Here is a 16,361-nt window from a genome sequence, read left to right on the forward strand (position 1 = left end):
TAAGCTTCAAAAATATAAGTGAAGTTTTACTAAACATCGGCTGTTTTCGAGCCGGCGACCGGCCAGATCCTTTACCCAATATTTCCGTGTTTCAAAGACAAAAGCGATATGATGTACCATGTTGCTTTGAGACCGGCTTTGATTGCCATTGGGTTGTTTCTGCTTGCACTCTTTATCTCGGTGTGGATGGCGTTTTTTACGTATCGCCAAAATTCAGAAACCGTATTTGCTGAATTTGATGCACGGGCCGATAGTTTGGCCGCACAAATCTCTCGAGAACTCGACATTACGGTGGCGACAATAGAAGCCAGCGCCTCTGCATTGAGTCTGGGCGGAAGTGTGGACGGTAGCGTGCTCAAAGAACAGCTCTATACTTACTTGGAAAAAGGGAACATTCTTGCGAGTTCACCTGCGATCAAAAATATCGGGTTGGTGATGAATGGTGGGTTTAAGGATGCCTCTACGCCTAGTCCTAGCTTTCCTCTAATCGGCGTTTATCCTGATACAAGCAGCAAAGCCATCGGTGCTGATCTTTCTTTTAGCCCGGAGCGGATTGCCGCGATCCATTTTGCCCAAGACACTGGCCGTGCGGGGGTTGGCGACCGGATCGTTCTCCTAACGGGCGTGCCCGGTGTGTTCTTTGCCTTTCCAATCTACGCTACGGAGTTAATCCCAGTCGATTCAGCTGCACGCCGAAAAGAAACCGTTGGATTGATTGTAGCGGTTCTTGCAACAGACAGCTTCATGCTAAATGCCTTGAGCGACATCGACTTAAAGGGAGTCGATTTTGAGGTACATGATCTGGGCTCTGATACCAGCGCTTCACCCGTCTTAGGCGCTCAAACAGTGCTCGCAAGCAGTCGTTTAGAAGCAATCGATTACTCAGATTCCTCGAGCGACGAATTGCTTATCTCATCTGCGTCAGACGTGATTACACGTGACGTTGAGGTCGGTGGGCATGTTTGGCGGATTTTACTTGCACCTAAGCCAAACGCGACCAATTCTCTCGCGGTCCAGGTGTCGTGGGCAATTGCACTGGTCGGGCTGCTTATCTCGGCTTTGGTGGGCTTCGCGACCTATCAGCAATTAATTCAATCAGTCTCGCTAAAACGGCGGGTTCAAGAACGAACACACGCCCTTCAGACCGCCAATTCTCTGATCAGCAAACGCGCAAACGAAGATGATTTGACCGGCTTGGGCAATCGCAGATCTCTTGCAAATGCGATCGACCAAATGATCGAAGAGCACGCGGCAGCTGAACTTTATAGTATCGCCGCAATCCATATCGATTTGGATCGTTTCAAGCAGATCAATGATACGATGGGGCATGCAGGGGGCGACTTTGTACTACGCCATGTCGCGAAATTGATTACTTCTTCTTTCCCCGATGAGGCCTTTTGTGCGCGTGTCGGCGGAGACGAATTCACAGCAGCCTTGATCATTGAAAGCGGCAACGAAATTGCGCTTCAAGATGCTGCGTATGGCTTGATAGAAGCCTGCTCTCTGCCGGTCGCCTTCGAAGGGCGCCCATGCCGCTTTGGCGCGAGCGTAGGGATCGCTGTGCAGTCGCTCCCTGAAGCCGATCCTAAGGCATTGTTGGTTGACGCTGACTTAGCGCTCTACCGTGCAAAGGAAGACGGTCGAGGACGTGTGCAACTTTTCTCACCCGAAATTCATGCCCAAGTGATCGCCTACAAACATCGTTCCGACGATATTTTGCGCGCAATTGAGGCCGGAAATGAGTTTATTCCCTACTTACAACCTCAAATATCTTTTAGCGACGGGCAGCTCTATGGGGTCGAAGCTCTTGCCCGCTGGAAACATCCTGAATTGGGAGTTTTGCCACCTTCCGAGTTTCTTTCAATTGCGGAGGATCTTGACGTAGTTGCACAAATCGATCGCAGCATTCTGGAAGGGTCCATAGATATCGTTAACCGATGCCAGGAGTTGGGGTATTCTGTGCCGCATTTAAGCACGAACTTGAGTTTCTCGCGATTGATGGAGGAGGAGTTTGTCGCCTCGGTATCAAACCTGCCAGCATGTGACAGTTCGATTAGTTTCGAAATTCTTGAGTCTATTTTCCTTGATGAAGAAACAGGTCCAGCGATGTGGAACATAGACAAAATTCGGAGCGCGGGTTTTGATGTCCAGATTGACGACTTTGGCAGCGGGCGCGCTTCGGTAGTTGCTTTGACCCGCGTCGCCCCGAGCAGAATGAAAATCGACCGAGAACTCGTTGCTCCTATTGCTGATCACGACGAGCGTCTCCAACTGGTGAAGTCCATAGTCGAGATCGGCAAAGTACTTGGCATTGGCGTTACAGCTGAGGGCGTGGAAACACAAAAACAAGCTCAATTGCTAGGGGAAATGGGCTGTGATGTCTTGCAAGGCTACCTTTTTGCAAAGCCACTCAGCGAAGGCGATCTCTTGCAGTTTCTTCGTTCTTTTCCAATCAGTGGGAAACTGGCCTCTTAGTAGATGGCCAGTTTAACTGGCTTCCTCGAAGATACATCTAGCCGAATGTTGATACGTCTGTTCTAGACGCGATCTTGCTATTGGATCTTCCAGCCGATCGCGTCTGTTAAGCATTTCGTAACATTAACTTGCGTACTTAAATAAAACTAAGGGTGCTATTATCAAAAGGCTGTGGGTTGATGGATCTAGCGTTTGCCGGTGTCCAGCTGGGCGTGAGAAAAAAGATCACTATTTGGAAAAATTTTGCCCAATCCTACAACAACCAAAATAGGTCTCTACCTTTTGTTTTGTTGATCGGACTCTCTCTTATTATCAGCGTTGTTGTCGGAGCGTTGAGCTATCAAAGCGGTCAAGAGAGCTTCAAGCAGCGGAAAGAAGAGGAAAAGGCGGCGATTTGGAAAGTTACAGCCGCGTTCTTTGAGAGCTATGCGAACCATCTAGACACGCAAGGCGCTCCAGAAATGCCGTCCCCACAAAAGCTTCGCGCCGAAGCGCTACATTTGTTTAGCGAATTGCAATCGGAAGAGGATGGCTCAGTTGCCATCGCCGTGGGGCGACAAGGTAGAGAGATTGGTGTGTCTCCCGATGCTCAAGCCGAAGAGACGATGTCGATGTTAGCCGCAGATCCGACGATTGAGACCTGGTCAGAATACCACAATAAAGACGGCGAACTTAGTTTGCGCATTGTCAAACCGATCTTTGCCAATCAGCAAAATTGCGTGAGCTGTCACAACAGGATCCAATCGCTCGAACCCGCTTGGGAGGTTGGAGATTTGATGGGAGCGTTTGTAGTAGATGCGCCCACAAAAACGGCTTTCTCTGCTTTGCGCAACGAAGCTTTTATGGTTGGGGTTGCGATTTTCTTAACCGTGTCTTTGATGGGAAGTTTGCTGCTGAAGCTTCAAATAAATCTGGTTACCGCGCGCAATGACGCCAAACATCAACGCGACAGAAAAGAACTGCTCAAAGAGATGAAAGAAGTCGCGGAGTCTGCGAATAATGCTAAATCTGCATTTTTGGCGAATGTCAGCCATGAAATTCGCACGCCGATGACGGGCGTTATTGGGATGTGTGATCTCTTAGGCGAAACAGATCTCACCGAGGAGCAGAAGCAGTATACGAGTACTATAGCGACCTCTGCGAACGCACTGCTTTCCATTATCAACAGCATTTTAGATTTTTCTAAGATGGAAGCGGGAAAGTTCACAATTAAGCGCCATTCGTTTAGCCTCTACGATGTCGTGCACGATGTGGCGCACCTCTTGACGCCAATTGCTCGGCAAAAAGATCTCGCGCTATCGGTGGTCTATTCCAAAGATGCGCCGACGGAATTCTATGGCGATGAAGGGCGTATGCGGCAGATACTTATGAATCTTGTGGGCAATGCCATCAAGTTCACCGATGCCGGCTCTGTGACACTTGCGTTAAGCGCCGACCTTTCTGGCGATCGCTTGAATATTCGGGTGAAAGATTCAGGTGTCGGCATCCCGCCCGACCGTATCGATACAATCTTCTCTGCCTTTGAACAGGTGGACAACAAAGTAACGCGCTCGTTTGAGGGCACAGGTCTGGGCCTTGCAATCACACAACGTCTAGTGAGCCTGATGGATGGGAAAATCAGGGTGTCATCGCAGTTAGGTCGGGGTTCAATATTCTCGTTGGAGCTGCCAATCCCAGCCTCAGAGAAATCAGTGAAGGCACGATCCGGTCCAGAGATGGTTTCTTTCGACGATCAGAAGGCGGATCATGTTTGTTTCGAAGATCAAAAGATATTGATTGCAGAAGACAATCAGACAAACCAATTGATGCTTCGAAAGATGCTGCAGCGGACCCAAGCAAAATTGGTGTTTGTGTCCACAGGCAAAGACGCCCTAGAAGCTGTCGAAACAACTGTGTTTGATCTCATACTGATGGATGTTTCGATGCCCGAAATGGACGGGTTAGAAGCAACATCGCATATTCGAGCTAGAGAACAGCAAAACGGCCTGGAGGCATGTCCAATCATTGCTCTCACCGCCAATGTCCAAGACAGTGATAGGGACTTGTGCCTAAACGCGGGCATGTCCGACTTTATTGGTAAGCCTCTGCGTAAAAAGCACTTAATCTCGGTAATTTCGCGCTGGCTGGCCTGAGAGGGGTGAGACCCATTCAAGTTTGGCAAATGAGCATTTCAAATGCATTCCAAGACCTCAGATTTGCTGCCAGGCGATGATCCCCATGGTGGCGGCCACCAACCCGGACACCGTCAAGCCGCCAATGCTATCCACCTCGACTTCTGGCATGATCTCAACAAAATCGACGGCAGCAATCAGGCTAGAGGCGCGTGATGCCTACCTTCGAACCTCCGCTTCCTAACCATAACTATGAGTTCAAACCACTCCAGCGGCCGTGCATCAATTCAGCGCATTCCGCCATAAACGGCAACGGTCGTTTGATAAAGTGATCGATCTGAAAATTTCAGCCTTGCAGATAGATTGAAAATCGTGTTTCAGATCTGACCAGATCGGAGCGAAGCCGCTTAGCCATTGGTCGTTCCTGTCATGATTTTGCATGAGCGCGCTAAAATGAAGGAGGATGCCGTTGATAAGTTCAAAAGACACATCGCAGCCCCCAGAGCCTGCCGCGCAAAAAACACAACAAAGTAAAAAGCTTAGCTTTCTAAAACGCTTGCGCGAAAAATATTCAGAGCTTCCAGGCAGCGAACAGAAGATTGCTGATATTATTCTGGATACCCCAGGTGATATCGCAACCTATTCAGCAACCGAATTGGCGGAACGCGCTGGCGGTTCCAAAGCGGCGATCACGCGTTTGATTCAGCGCCTGGGGTATGAAAGTTACGAAAGTGCCCGGCGTGACGTACGTGATTCTCAGGCGTGGGGATCGCCCGTTTCACTGGCACGACGGCAAGATGAAGATGGGGATTTCGCAAGTCGGTTGCGCAGCCAAATTGATCAGGACATGAGCTGTATACACGACGCATTTGGTGACCTGACGGAAGAGGATGCAACTGAGATCAGCGACGCTTTGATCCAAGCGCCCAAAGTTTGGATCATTGGATACCGCAGCAATCAATTCCTAGCGGGCTACTTTCGCTGGCAATTGATTCAGGCAAGGCCAGACGTGCACTTGCTACCAAAGGCGGGTGAGACACTTGGGGAGTCTTTGGCGGATATTGGAAAAAACGACCTGCTGGTTGTGATGGGATTGCGCCGGCGCACGCCCCTTATTGACACCGTTCTAAACTGGTCAGAACGCAATAAGGTGCGCAGTTTTCTGATTACTGATCCAACCTCTCGCGCCACTGGCTCACCGACATGGACGCACCGCTGCGATGTGCGCGGTCGGGAGGTGTTGGATCGTTACCAAGGAGTCATGTCGCTTCTGCACTTTTTTAGCATGTCCGTCTTGGATCGTGCGGGGGCGCAGGGACGAAAACGTTTAACACAACTTGAGGAAATTCATGGCGATCTCGACCAGTTTGTCTGACGACTCCATCGGGACGCTGATGCGGTGGGCGATGCTTTGAACGATCCACTGAACAAAGAGACTATTCGCCGACCACTCCCGGCGTGTGATTGGAAATTTAGATGTGTCTGAAGTGGCACAACATGGGGAACTGAATGCGTATTGCGGCAAGTGTAATGTCAATGGCTCTCTCCGGAGTGGCCTTTCCAGGGTTTGCAGACGAGTTTACCGTCACCGGATCAACCACCGTCACCAATGGCGGTAATACCATTGATGGCGATGACACTCTTACAGTCGATGATGGGGCTTCCATTGTGACCGCCGGAAGTTCAGCGATTGTCACGACTGGTGACAATAACATCATTATCAACCGAGGGCTGGTCTCCAGCGACGTGAACGCCGTTGATCCTAATGGTGACGACATCACCATCACAATCTTCAACCACGGCACGATCAGAAGCAATGCAGATGCGATCGATGTCCAGAACGACGACTCTGTCGATATCACAAACTACGGCACGATCTCTGCCCGGACCTACCCCATCGATGTGTTCAACAGCCCCTCGGTAGTCGTGCGCAACTTTGGCACAATTCTCAACGATGAGACCTCTTCTGCGCGGCACGTCCTGGACTTGGACGGCGACAATAGCGCTGGCAGCTCAGCCTATGTCTATAACGCCGGAACGCTTACAAACGGTGCCGTCGATGCGGCCATATATTTGCGAGATTTCGATGAAGTTGCTGTGGTCAACAGCGGCACTCTGACCCGCGTGGGCACACCGACAAACAATCAGGGGCTTATCGAAGTGGTTGATGCTGCGGATGGGCTGACGCTGTACAACTCGGGCAGGATTTTGGCGCTGGGAGGCGGTGTCGCGCTCGAATTGGTAAACGATGGACGGTCAGACATCTATTTTCATGATGGATCGGTGATCAGCGGCTCCACCTATTTTAATGGAAGGATCGAAGAGGCGCATTTACACTTCGGAACTGGGGTGTCTGGCCGCTACCAATTTGGCGGGTTCTCCAGCACAGGCTTCGTAAGCACCCCCGGAAACCAACCGGGTGATCTGGCCTCGATTGACGTGGAAAACGGTGTTTACGTGATCGATGGTGACTATCTGAATGTTGTCGATCTGAGCCTGAAAAATGCGACCACCCGCAATCTTGTGGGGCTGCTGGAAGGATTGCAGCATGGAGGGGTGTCCGCTGGGCGCGGCAGCACCAGCTCCGGCAGTACCGCTGACAATGGGAAATGGTTTAGCGCCTTTGGCTATCATACCGACGGTTCCGCAACAGAATTCTACCACGATTTCCGCGGAAACGGTGTTGGCGTTCAGCAAGGTGGCCAACTGAGCAATGGTTTGGACTACTATCTGGGCGTCACGGCGTCGGATATCGAAAGCGACGCGGACGTTGGTTTTGACAGCACCGGCTACGGTGTGATCGCGGGCATCGCTCAGACAAACGCATCCGGGATCGGCTGGAGCCTTGATTTCGGTGTGATGCATCTGAATTCTGAACGCACCATCAATGACACCACCGTTGTTGCAACAGGTTTGGACAGCGCAGAAGAGAACTATCTGGCTGGCTATATCTCCCCAGCTCTGCGGTTTCACAACAAGCTCAACTTCGGAGAGACCATTTCGCTTCGCTACGCAGCGATTGTGCAAGCGTCACAGGACTATGCATTTACCTCGACGACCCAGAGTTTCGGCTCTTCTGTCGCGCACTATGTCTCCGCTGAGTTCGTGAAAGCAACAGAGCTGAAAAACGGCATGATCCTCGACTACGGGTTCAATGTTGGATCCGTTAACAACAATGGCACGGATATTCGCGTCGACGGCTTCACCAGCGAAGCCAGAGGTCGCTCATGGGGCGAAGGAGAGGCCATGGTTGGCCTCACGATCGGCCAACTCCGCTCCGAGCTGCGTCGGTCGACTGAGGGCAGAACCGCACTGAGCTTTGATTGGCGGCGGACTTTCTAGCACGACGACTTAGGGCTGTGATGTTGCGGGCTGGGCTGGCAGCATCATAGCCCGATTTGTTCGAATGCTGTAGTGCGCTGCAGGCGTGGTGTACTGCTTCTTTCAGCTTCCGTCGTTTGCCGTCGGGCTGCAGGCGTTTGAAGCGTTTAGGCGCTACAGTGCAGTATCGGTGGTGTCGCGCTCCCGTAACCAGCGTTACAGAACGGCCCGAAGCGAAGCCCTGCGAGGCCATTTTGTTTGTTCCAAAGCAAGGAAAGCGGCCAACTCACCAATCAACTCGTTGTCCCCGCTATCTGCTCTCTGGGTCAGCCGGGTCTCCTCTCGCAGAGGCGAGATAAGGGTCGTCGTTTCTGCTTTGGTCTCGAAATCGTTCAGCGCTTCGGTCGGGTTGACGAGCTTGGTGCGCTACATGTCTGTGAGCTTGGGATGCAGAAACACAGGGGGCATTTGGTCGGGATCGGCAAGGTCTGTTTCCAGTCCCTTCTTGCGGAGTTCTAAGCTGTGCAGCCGTTTGATAAGGCTCTTAGTCTCCGTTCCCAAGCGTGTCCAAGATTTTGCCGTTGCGGTTCTTTACATTTGCCAACTCTTTGGAGTCCAACTGTGCACTAGAGTTCTCCGAGAAGAGCCGATTGTGTTCTTGTCTAACGCTTTGCTATGCAGCCGATCGTTCTGGTGTTTCAGAAGAGCATTTTGGGGTAGGTAGGGCCGTTTCTTAGAGCCCTACATGTTTAGATATTGGTAAGGTACTAAGAATTGGTGAATTCTAAAACACTACACAGGTGAAGGTACTTTTTTTGTCGCAAAGCAATGCGATAGAAAGTCATACACTGCTCGAACGCTGGGGTTTTGGTGTAGTTCTGAGTGGGCGGTTAGCCAGACTTCCATCTCAATTGGTGCTCCAAACTCTGCTACCACATGGTCAACCAACGGGGCCGCTGACTTTGCCCAAACTGCGTTAAACGGGAGATAGAGCGCGATGACCATTGCGAATAGATGGCGAAACATAGTGGCTCCAGTGAAGCGAAATTCCTCCGAACAGGGTATGCTGAGAATACAGAAGTGTGCCTTCACATTTGCATTAGTCGATGTGCGCACGACATCTAGGTCATTTAGAAGCTTTCCAAGGGGGACATCTCAGCCCGAGTATTGAAGCTCCGAAGTGTCCGTCAGTGCGGACATTTAGCGGCCCCGGTTTTAAGGTGATCAGAGGTTATATTAGTGGTCAGCCATCGCGCCAAGCTTGCGCTGCTGGTTACCTCTGTTCCAGAAAATGTGCCGTTTCATCAGGTTTGCAGGCCATATTTTTTGATTTTGTTGTAGAGCGTACGTGTGGTGATGCCGAGCTCTGCGGCGGTCTGGCCGCGGCGGAAGCCGTTGCGGGCCAGGGCTTCGGCGATCCATTCCTTTTCGGATTTGGCGGTTGCTGGGAGCGCGGGTTCTTCGGGTGTGGCGGGGGCCGTTTGCGGCTTGCTGCGCAGGAACTCGACCGCGCGCAGGTCGATGGTGCCGCCATTTGCATTTCGGATGGCGCGCTGCACGGCAAAGCCGAGTTCGCGCACATTGCCGGGCCACGGATGCTCTAAAAACGCGCGTAGGGCGGCGTTTGAGAATTTTGGCTCCATACCGGTCTGTTTGCGTCCCAGATGCAGGGCGAGCTCGGGGATGTCATCCACCCGTTCGCGCAACGGGGGCAGGATGACTTCGTGACCGGAGAGGCGATAAAACAGATCGCGGCGAAATGCGCCGGTCTCAGCGATCTCGTCAAGCTGTCCGCCGGTGGTTGAAATGATCCGCGCCGATACTTCGCGGAGTGTGTGATCGCCGACGCGCTGTACGACCCTTTCATCCGCGAATTTCATGAGCTTGCCCTGATGGTCCAAGGCAAGCGCTGAGACTTCGTCAAGGATCACCGTGCTGCCCGCCGCCTGTTCAAGCGCGCCGCGCTGGCTGCCGCTGCTGCCGCCGCCGCGCCCCAACAGATAGGTTGCGCCATCTTCAGAGGTCAGAGCCGGACAGTCGACCACAACCGGCTGTCGTCGCGCGGCGGGGCCGCTTTCATGAAGGTGCAGCGCGGCGCGGCTTTTGCCTGTGCCGGTTTCTCCGACGAGCAGAACGGGGATATCCGCGTGGGCAAGGTCATTAAGATCAGCGCGGATGTTTTGCATGGCATGGGATGAGCCGACGAGGTCGTGACCGGAGCTTTCTGAGCTAGAGGAGCTGCGCACCAGCGCGGGGATGGCGGTGAAGCCGCGCGTCACTTCGTTCAGGGTTTGCTCGACAGGCAAGCGGTCCAGCGTGGAGCCGGCCACAAAGCCTTCGACCCTGCAGATGCGCGTGATGGCCAGGGCCTCTTCGGGAGAGGTGATCGGGCCGCCGTGGCAGAGTTTGTCGACGGTGGCGGGCACACCTTCCAGCACACGGTCGATCAACCTGGCGGCCGTGTCCAAGGTCAAATGGGTGCTGACCCCGGTCGCGCCGCTGGTAAAGCCGACATTCACGCAGATCGCCGTGGCGCCCGCATCCACCATCCTGCGCGCCTGTTGGTTCGTGCGTACATATGCAAAAGAGGTCAGCCCGGCCTTGGAGGCGAGGCGCACGAGGTCAAGCTCACGCGCAAAGCCCAAACCCTCTTGCTCCAGAACTTCAGAAATGCGTCCATCAAGCAGGGTTGTGGAGGGAAAGTTGCAGATGCCGGAAAAGCCCAAATCGCGGGTGCGGCTGACAAGGTTTTCGATATCGAGGGTCGGGTCGCTGACGGAGTATCCGGCTGTCAACGGAGCATCGCAGCGGCCAAGCATTTCACGTTCGGCAAATTCGATCACCCAATCATTTGCAGAACGGACCGGCAGGAAGCTGGTCAGTGATGATGCGCCTTGCACCCTGAACCGGCCTGCGTTGAGCGCAAGCAAATAATCCGCGCCGGCTTTGTCCGCGGCTTTTGCTGTCAGGCCCGAGCCGACAACGGCTGCAAAAAGGAAGGGTTTTTTGGATGTGCTCATGGCGCGTCTCCAAACCAGATCACCCCGTCAGCGGTCAGCCCGCTGAGTGGCAAAGACTTTTCGTGCCATGCGGATGTGTAGACCAACACCTCGACCGTTTCGGCCTCAGATTTGAGCGCGTTGATCAACCTTTGCAGGGATCCGAGCACCATGTCTGGCGCGATGCCACCTTCTGAAACCAGCAATCCCGGGTGCAGCACCAACCGCTTGAGGCCGGCCTGCATGGCTACGCGTGCCTGTTGCAAGGACAGAAAGAACGCCATCGCATCCAACCCCGCGCTCCGCGCTGACGCGAGAACGTCATATTCAAACTCTGGCGTGGCGGGGATTGTGGCCATTGTCTCTTTTAAGATGCCTTCCAAAAGGATCGAGGAGGGCCAGTTTGCCACGCCTTTGTACCCCAGCTCTTTGAGGCGTGTGAAGAAGGCGGAGGTGGAGCCAAACGGATCGCTGGCCAGTATTGACGCCCAGTCGCCCTGGTTCGCCGTTTCGCGGAGCGCCCGGTTGTGATCCATGCGCGGCATCACAAAAGACAGATCCGCCTGACGGGGTGTCAGGCCATCAAGCACAGGGCAATAGATGCGGTTTCGCGGGACAGGTGCTGTGACGCAATGTCCGGTCAGGGTCAGTTTCTGCATTCCGATTTGTAGGAAGAAACAGGTCTTAATTGGAAGTAAATTCTAAAAATTTCCGATTCTTGCAAAGTGCGGCTTCTTGATGATTCTGTAAGTATCAGAAAACAATAGATTAATTTTTCGCAAGACAATTCATCAAGATCTGCGCTCTTGCAGAAATTTCCGGCATGGTCTTCGGCAACGGAGGACTCATGACACTTTTTCTTATTGTCACCTTGAACGGTTTGACGCTGGCAGCGCTCTACTTTCTCGCAGCCAGCGGCTTTAGCCTCATCTTCGGTCTGATGCGGACCGTGAATATGGCACATGGCGCGCTTTTGCTGTTGGGCGGCTATGTCGGGTATAGCGTTGTTGACCTCACCGGTTCCTGGGCGCTTGGCGTCATGGGTGGTGGTGTTGCGGCGGCCTTGGCAGGGGCGCTGGTTCAGTTCGGCGTTCTGGGCTGGATGCAGGGAGATGAGCTGCGCCAGACGCTGGCTTCTATCGCGATTTCGATCATCATGGCGGACCTGATGCTGTGGTATTGGGGCGGCATCACCTATCAGGTTGAGCTGCCGGAGGCGTTGGCGGGCGGTCAGCGTTTGCCGATCCTCAGCGTGGGCTATGCCAATATCCGTCTGGCGCTGATGGGCTTTGCCTTGGTGGCGGGCATTGCGCTGTGGCTCTTGATCCAAAAAACCCGATTTGGCGCTGTGATCCGCGCAGGCGTGGATGACCAAGACATGCTGCGGGCGCTTGGCTATCCGATCAATCGCATCTTTGTTCTGGTCTTTGCCCTTGGTGGTTTGCTGGCCGGCATGGCGGGTGTGGTTGCGGCGAGTGCGTTGTCGATTGCGCCGGGCACCGATCTGCAATTCCTGCTGTCGTCGCTTGTTGTGGTGATCGTGGGCGGCATGGGCTCAATCGGCGGTGCGGCGCTTGGGGCGCTTTTGGTGGGGCTCGCAGAGCAATACGGGCTCGCCTATGCGCCGACCTATGGCGTTGTTTTCACCTTCGCAATCATGGTGCTGGTTCTCGCGGTGCGCCCGCAGGGGCTGCTTGGAAAGGCTGAACAATAATGAAACACTCTGCAATCCTGACCCCGCTTTTGCTCCTGCCTCTGATGTTGAATGATTTCTGGCTGACCCAGGTTGCGACCCGCGCGCTGATCCTTGGAGTTATGGCGCTGAGCCTGAGCTTTCTGGCCACCTATCTGGGCGTTGTCTCCTTTGCGCAGGCCACGTTGGCCGGAGTGGCGGGATACACCGTTGCCTATTTCGGGCCGAACACTGTGGGTGTGGGCGCTGAGCTGTCTTTCTGGCTGACGGTGCCGCTGGCCTTGGTGCTGGCGACCCTTTCGGGTGCGATTGTCGGCCTGATCGCGCGTCGGTCGCGCGGGATCTACGCGATCATGATCACATTGGCGATTGGCGTGGCTTTCTTCTACTTCACCCGCCAGAACTACACGTTCTTTAATGGCTGGACCGGTTTCTCCGGCGTGCGCGCTCCGATGATTGGCGACATGAGCCTGCGTGATCCGCTACCGCTTTACCTTCTCTCATTGGCAATTGCCGTGATTGCGCTGGTGCTGGTCAACGGCTTTGTCCGCTCGCCTCTGGGTCTGGCCATACAGGCCGTGCGCGACGCGCCGGGGCGCGTGCTCGCTCTGGGGATTTCAGTCACCACGCCGATCGTCGCAGCCTTTGCCTTCTCGGGTTTTCTGGCCGGGACCGGCGGCATTCTGAACGCCTGGTATCAGGAGCGCGTGTCGTCCTTTTCGGTCGGGCTCGGGCCCATCATCGACCTGCTGATCATCGCGGTGATCGGTGGCCTGCGTCACCCCAGCGGGGCGTTTGTCGGAGCGGTGGTCTTTGTCCTGCTCGACACTTTTGCCGTCGATCTGATTGACCGCGAGCGCTTCAACACACTGATCGGCGCCGTTTTGTTGCTGATCGTGATCGCGGCGCCCAACGGGTTGCAGCAGCTTGTGACGGACTGGGGCGCGCGCCTTCGCCCGGCTCCGCCGCAGCCAGCACCCAAGACAACAAATTGAGCAAATCAAAAGGGAGGAACCTTAACATGAACAAGCTCAAACTCGCAGCATCGGTGCTCGCGCTCAGCGCGATGGCCATGCCGGCCTCGGCCGCCGACATCAAAATCGGAGTGATCTCGATCCTTGAAGGCGCTTTTGCCGCGCTGGGTCAGGATGGCATCCGTGGCGCCGAATTGGCGGTAAAAGAAGTGGGCGGTGAAGTGGACGGCAAGTCCATAGAAGTGATCACAATGTCCTCGGACGCAAGCCCTGACAGCGCCGTGAACGCAGCCCGCAAGCTGATCGAGCAGGATGGCGTTGACATGATCGTGGGCCCTCTGTCGGGATCCGAAGGTCTGGCGCTACGCGATCTGTCCAAATCTTACCCCGCTGTGACCTTCCTCAATGGCTCTTCGGCCGCGCAGGACACCACGCTGCGTGACAGCTCCGAAAACTTCTTCCGCTTTGGCGGCGACGGTGCCCAGTGGATGGTGGGTGTGGGCGACTATGCCTACAACGAAATGGGCTATGAAACGGTGGCCGTGATCGCGGAGGACTATTCCTTCCCCTACACGCAGGTTCTGGGCTTTATGAGCGAGTACTGCAAAGCTGGTGGCAAGGTGCCTGAGAAATTCTGGACCCCGATCGGGAACAAGGATTACTCCTCGGTTGTGTATTCGATCCCCCAGGATGTGGACGCGATCTTTGTCGCGCTTGGCGGCGCGGATGCGGTCAACTTCCTGACGCAGTACAGCCAGGCGGGAGGCGACAAGCCGATCATCGGCGGCTCAATCACCATCGACCAGTCGATCCTTGACTCCAAAGGTCCGTTCAAGAAGCTGCTGGTTGGCGCGCCTGCGGGCACCCCGACGGTGAGCGATTATGACGGCGAAGAGTGGAAAGCCTTCACTGCCAGCTACACCGACGCCTTTCCCGATGGCTTCTCGGCCCCGTCGATCTTTGCGCATCACTACTACATGAGCGCCAAGGCTGCGATGCTGGCGCTAGACGAGGTGGATGCAGATCTGTCGAGCGATCAGGAAGCGTTCCGCGCGGCTCTGACCGATCTGACATTTGTCACCCCGACCGGTGGCACCATGCGTCTGGATGAAAACCGCAACGGCATCGTCGACAACTTTGTGACCGAAGTGTTTGAGCGTGAAGACGGCACTCTGGGCAACCGCGTGGTGAAAGTTGTGCGCGATGTGAACCAGTTGCTGGGACAGGACAAAGAGACCTTCCTGGCCGCAGGTCCGGTGAGCCGGGACAATCCTTCGTGCCCGTAAGTGCTGCAAATACCACCGTCAATGCCCTGGAAGCTCAGGGCATTGGCAAGCGCTTTGGCGGGTTCTGGGCTGTGCAGGACATCACCCTGTCAGTCCGTCCCGGCGAACGCCGCGCGATCCTCGGTCCAAACGGGGCGGGCAAAACCAGCCTGTTTAACGTGCTGACCGGCGATCTGAGTGCTTCGACCGGCTCGATCACCCTCTTTGGGAAAGAGGTGACACGCGAGCCGATCAACAAACGTATTCGGCGTGGGCTGCGCCGGACGTATCAGCACGCCCATCTGTTCAACGGGCTGACCGTTCAGGAAACTCTGTTTCTGGCGGTGGCCGGGGTGCGCGGCGGCTGGGGTCAGATCATGCCCGTGCGCAAGGCCGACGCACGCATGGTCGAGGCAGAGCGGCTGGCCCATGTCGCCGGCGTCGCCGATGTGCTGAGCCGCGAAGTGTCCGAGCTGAGCCACGGTCAGCGCAGGCAGCTCGAGATTGGCATTGCTCTGGCGGAGAACCCAAAGATTCTGCTCCTTGATGAGCCGGCGGCAGGCCTGTCCCCGGCGGAGCGACCCAAGCTGAGCGCATTGCTGATGTCACTGCCCAAAGACGTGACTGTCGTGCTGATCGAGCATGACATGGATATTGCGTTGCAAAGCTCTGAAAGTGTGTCGGTGCTCTATAACGGCCGGATGCTGGCCGAAGGCGCACCTGACGAGATCATGCGCAATGAACAGGTGCATGAAGTTTATATCGGGGGCGCACATGGCCACTGACGCTTTGCTTGAAATACGCGGACTCGACCTGCGCTATGGGTCTAGCCATGTTCTGCATGGGGTGGATCTGAATCTGGGCAACCGTCCGCTGGGCATTCTGGGACGCAACGGCATGGGGAAGACCAGCCTTTGCAATACCATTCTGGGCCTGCATCCGAACTCAGCCGGGACGATCCGCTTTGACGGCGTTGATCTGACCGGGCTGGCCCCGGAAAAACGCGCTAGCATGGGCATCGGTTATGTGCCGCAGGGACGGCGTGTATTTCGCTCGCTGACGGTTGAAGAGCACCTGAAAATTGTGGCGCGCAAAGGCGGCGCGTGGACGATTGACCGGGTTTACGAGACCTTCCCGCGCCTTAAGGAACGTCGCCGGAATTTGGGCAATGCGCTTTCCGGCGGTGAGCAGCAGATGCTGGCCATCGGCCGCGCTTTGTTGCTGAACCCGCGTCTGATGGTGCTGGACGAGCCGACCGAGGGGCTGGCCCCGGCAATTGTTTCGGATGTGGTGAAACTGATCGAATTGATCGCCCAAGAAGGCATCGCGGTGCTTTTGGTCGAACAGAACCTGCATGCGGCTTTGGCCTCGGTCAAAGATGTGGCGATCATGGTCGGCGGCGAGGTGGTCGAGCGGATGACCGCGCAGGCGCTTGAGGAAGATACCGCCATGCAAAAGCGACATCTGGGGCTTGAGCCTGGGCAGGCGGGCTGAGGCAGCGACAGGAGGAGAAGAACGTGAAG

12 protein-coding genes are annotated in these 16,361 nt (G+C 55.0%); 10 read left to right on the forward strand and 2 right to left on the reverse strand.

Annotation, left to right across the window (positions count from 1 at the left end):
• Positions 1-108 precede the first annotated feature (108 nt).
• The 5 genes from J7412_RS18840 to J7412_RS18860 all read left to right on the forward strand — a co-directional run bounded on the left by J7412_RS18840 (position 109) and on the right by J7412_RS18860 (position 7,928).
• A complete protein-coding gene (locus tag J7412_RS18840; RefSeq protein ID WP_209080390.1) occupies positions 109-2,475 on the forward strand; it encodes an EAL domain-containing protein in 2,367 nt (788 codons plus the stop codon).
• A 179-nt stretch (positions 2,476-2,654) separates the two neighbouring features.
• On the forward strand, positions 2,655-4,607 hold the full coding sequence (locus tag J7412_RS18845; protein WP_209080392.1) for an ATP-binding protein: 1,953 nt from the start codon (positions 2,655-2,657) through the stop codon (positions 4,605-4,607).
• 42 nt (positions 4,608-4,649) lie between these two features.
• On the forward strand, positions 4,650-4,802 hold the full coding sequence (locus tag J7412_RS18850) for a hypothetical protein (protein ID WP_209080394.1): 153 nt from the start codon (positions 4,650-4,652) through the stop codon (positions 4,800-4,802).
• A gap of 247 nt (positions 4,803-5,049) precedes the next feature.
• A complete protein-coding gene (locus tag J7412_RS18855; RefSeq protein WP_209080396.1) occupies positions 5,050-5,961 on the forward strand; it encodes a MurR/RpiR family transcriptional regulator in 912 nt (303 codons plus the stop codon).
• A 161-nt stretch (positions 5,962-6,122) separates the two neighbouring features.
• Complete coding sequence (locus tag J7412_RS18860) at positions 6,123-7,928, forward strand: hypothetical protein (RefSeq protein ID WP_209080398.1); 1,806 nt, start codon at positions 6,123-6,125, stop codon at positions 7,926-7,928.
• Positions 7,929-9,211: 1,283 nt separating this feature from the next.
• Here the strand turns inward: J7412_RS18860 and J7412_RS18865 are convergent.
• Both J7412_RS18865 and J7412_RS18870 read right to left on the reverse strand, forming a co-directional pair.
• Positions 9,212-10,927, reverse strand: a complete 1,716-nt coding sequence (locus J7412_RS18865) for a phosphoenolpyruvate hydrolase family protein (protein WP_209080400.1) — start codon at positions 10,925-10,927, stop codon at positions 9,212-9,214.
• Positions 10,924-11,565 (reverse strand): phosphoenolpyruvate hydrolase family protein, encoded by a 642-nt coding sequence (locus tag J7412_RS18870; RefSeq protein ID WP_209080402.1) that lies wholly within the window; start codon positions 11,563-11,565, stop codon positions 10,924-10,926. The genes J7412_RS18865 and J7412_RS18870 overlap by 4 nt, the downstream gene beginning before the upstream one ends.
• Positions 11,566-11,753: 188 nt before the next feature.
• Here J7412_RS18870 and J7412_RS18875 point away from each other — a divergent pair, with 188 nt between their 5' ends.
• From J7412_RS18875 to J7412_RS18895, 5 genes are read left to right on the forward strand one after another with little or no spacing between them, the layout of a single operon-like run.
• On the forward strand, positions 11,754-12,620 hold the full coding sequence (locus J7412_RS18875; protein ID WP_209080403.1) for a branched-chain amino acid ABC transporter permease: 867 nt from the start codon (positions 11,754-11,756) through the stop codon (positions 12,618-12,620).
• Positions 12,620-13,594, forward strand: a complete 975-nt coding sequence (locus tag J7412_RS18880) for a branched-chain amino acid ABC transporter permease (protein WP_209080405.1) — start codon at positions 12,620-12,622, stop codon at positions 13,592-13,594. Before J7412_RS18875 ends, J7412_RS18880 begins: the two co-directional genes overlap by 1 nt.
• A 26-nt stretch (positions 13,595-13,620) precedes the next feature.
• Complete coding sequence (locus J7412_RS18885; RefSeq protein ID WP_209080407.1) at positions 13,621-14,859, forward strand: ABC transporter substrate-binding protein; 1,239 nt, start codon at positions 13,621-13,623, stop codon at positions 14,857-14,859.
• Positions 14,850-15,623: an ABC transporter ATP-binding protein gene (locus tag J7412_RS18890; RefSeq protein WP_209080409.1), complete on the forward strand. Its 774-nt coding sequence runs from the start codon at positions 14,850-14,852 to the stop codon at positions 15,621-15,623. Before J7412_RS18885 ends, J7412_RS18890 begins: the two co-directional genes overlap by 10 nt.
• Complete coding sequence (locus J7412_RS18895) at positions 15,613-16,332, forward strand: ABC transporter ATP-binding protein (protein ID WP_209080411.1); 720 nt, start codon at positions 15,613-15,615, stop codon at positions 16,330-16,332. Before J7412_RS18890 ends, J7412_RS18895 begins: the two co-directional genes overlap by 11 nt.
• Positions 16,333-16,361: the final 29 nt, after the last annotated feature.

The organism is Shimia sp. R9_3, assembly GCF_017743755.1.
Classification (GTDB): domain Bacteria; phylum Pseudomonadota; class Alphaproteobacteria; order Rhodobacterales; family Rhodobacteraceae; genus Shimia.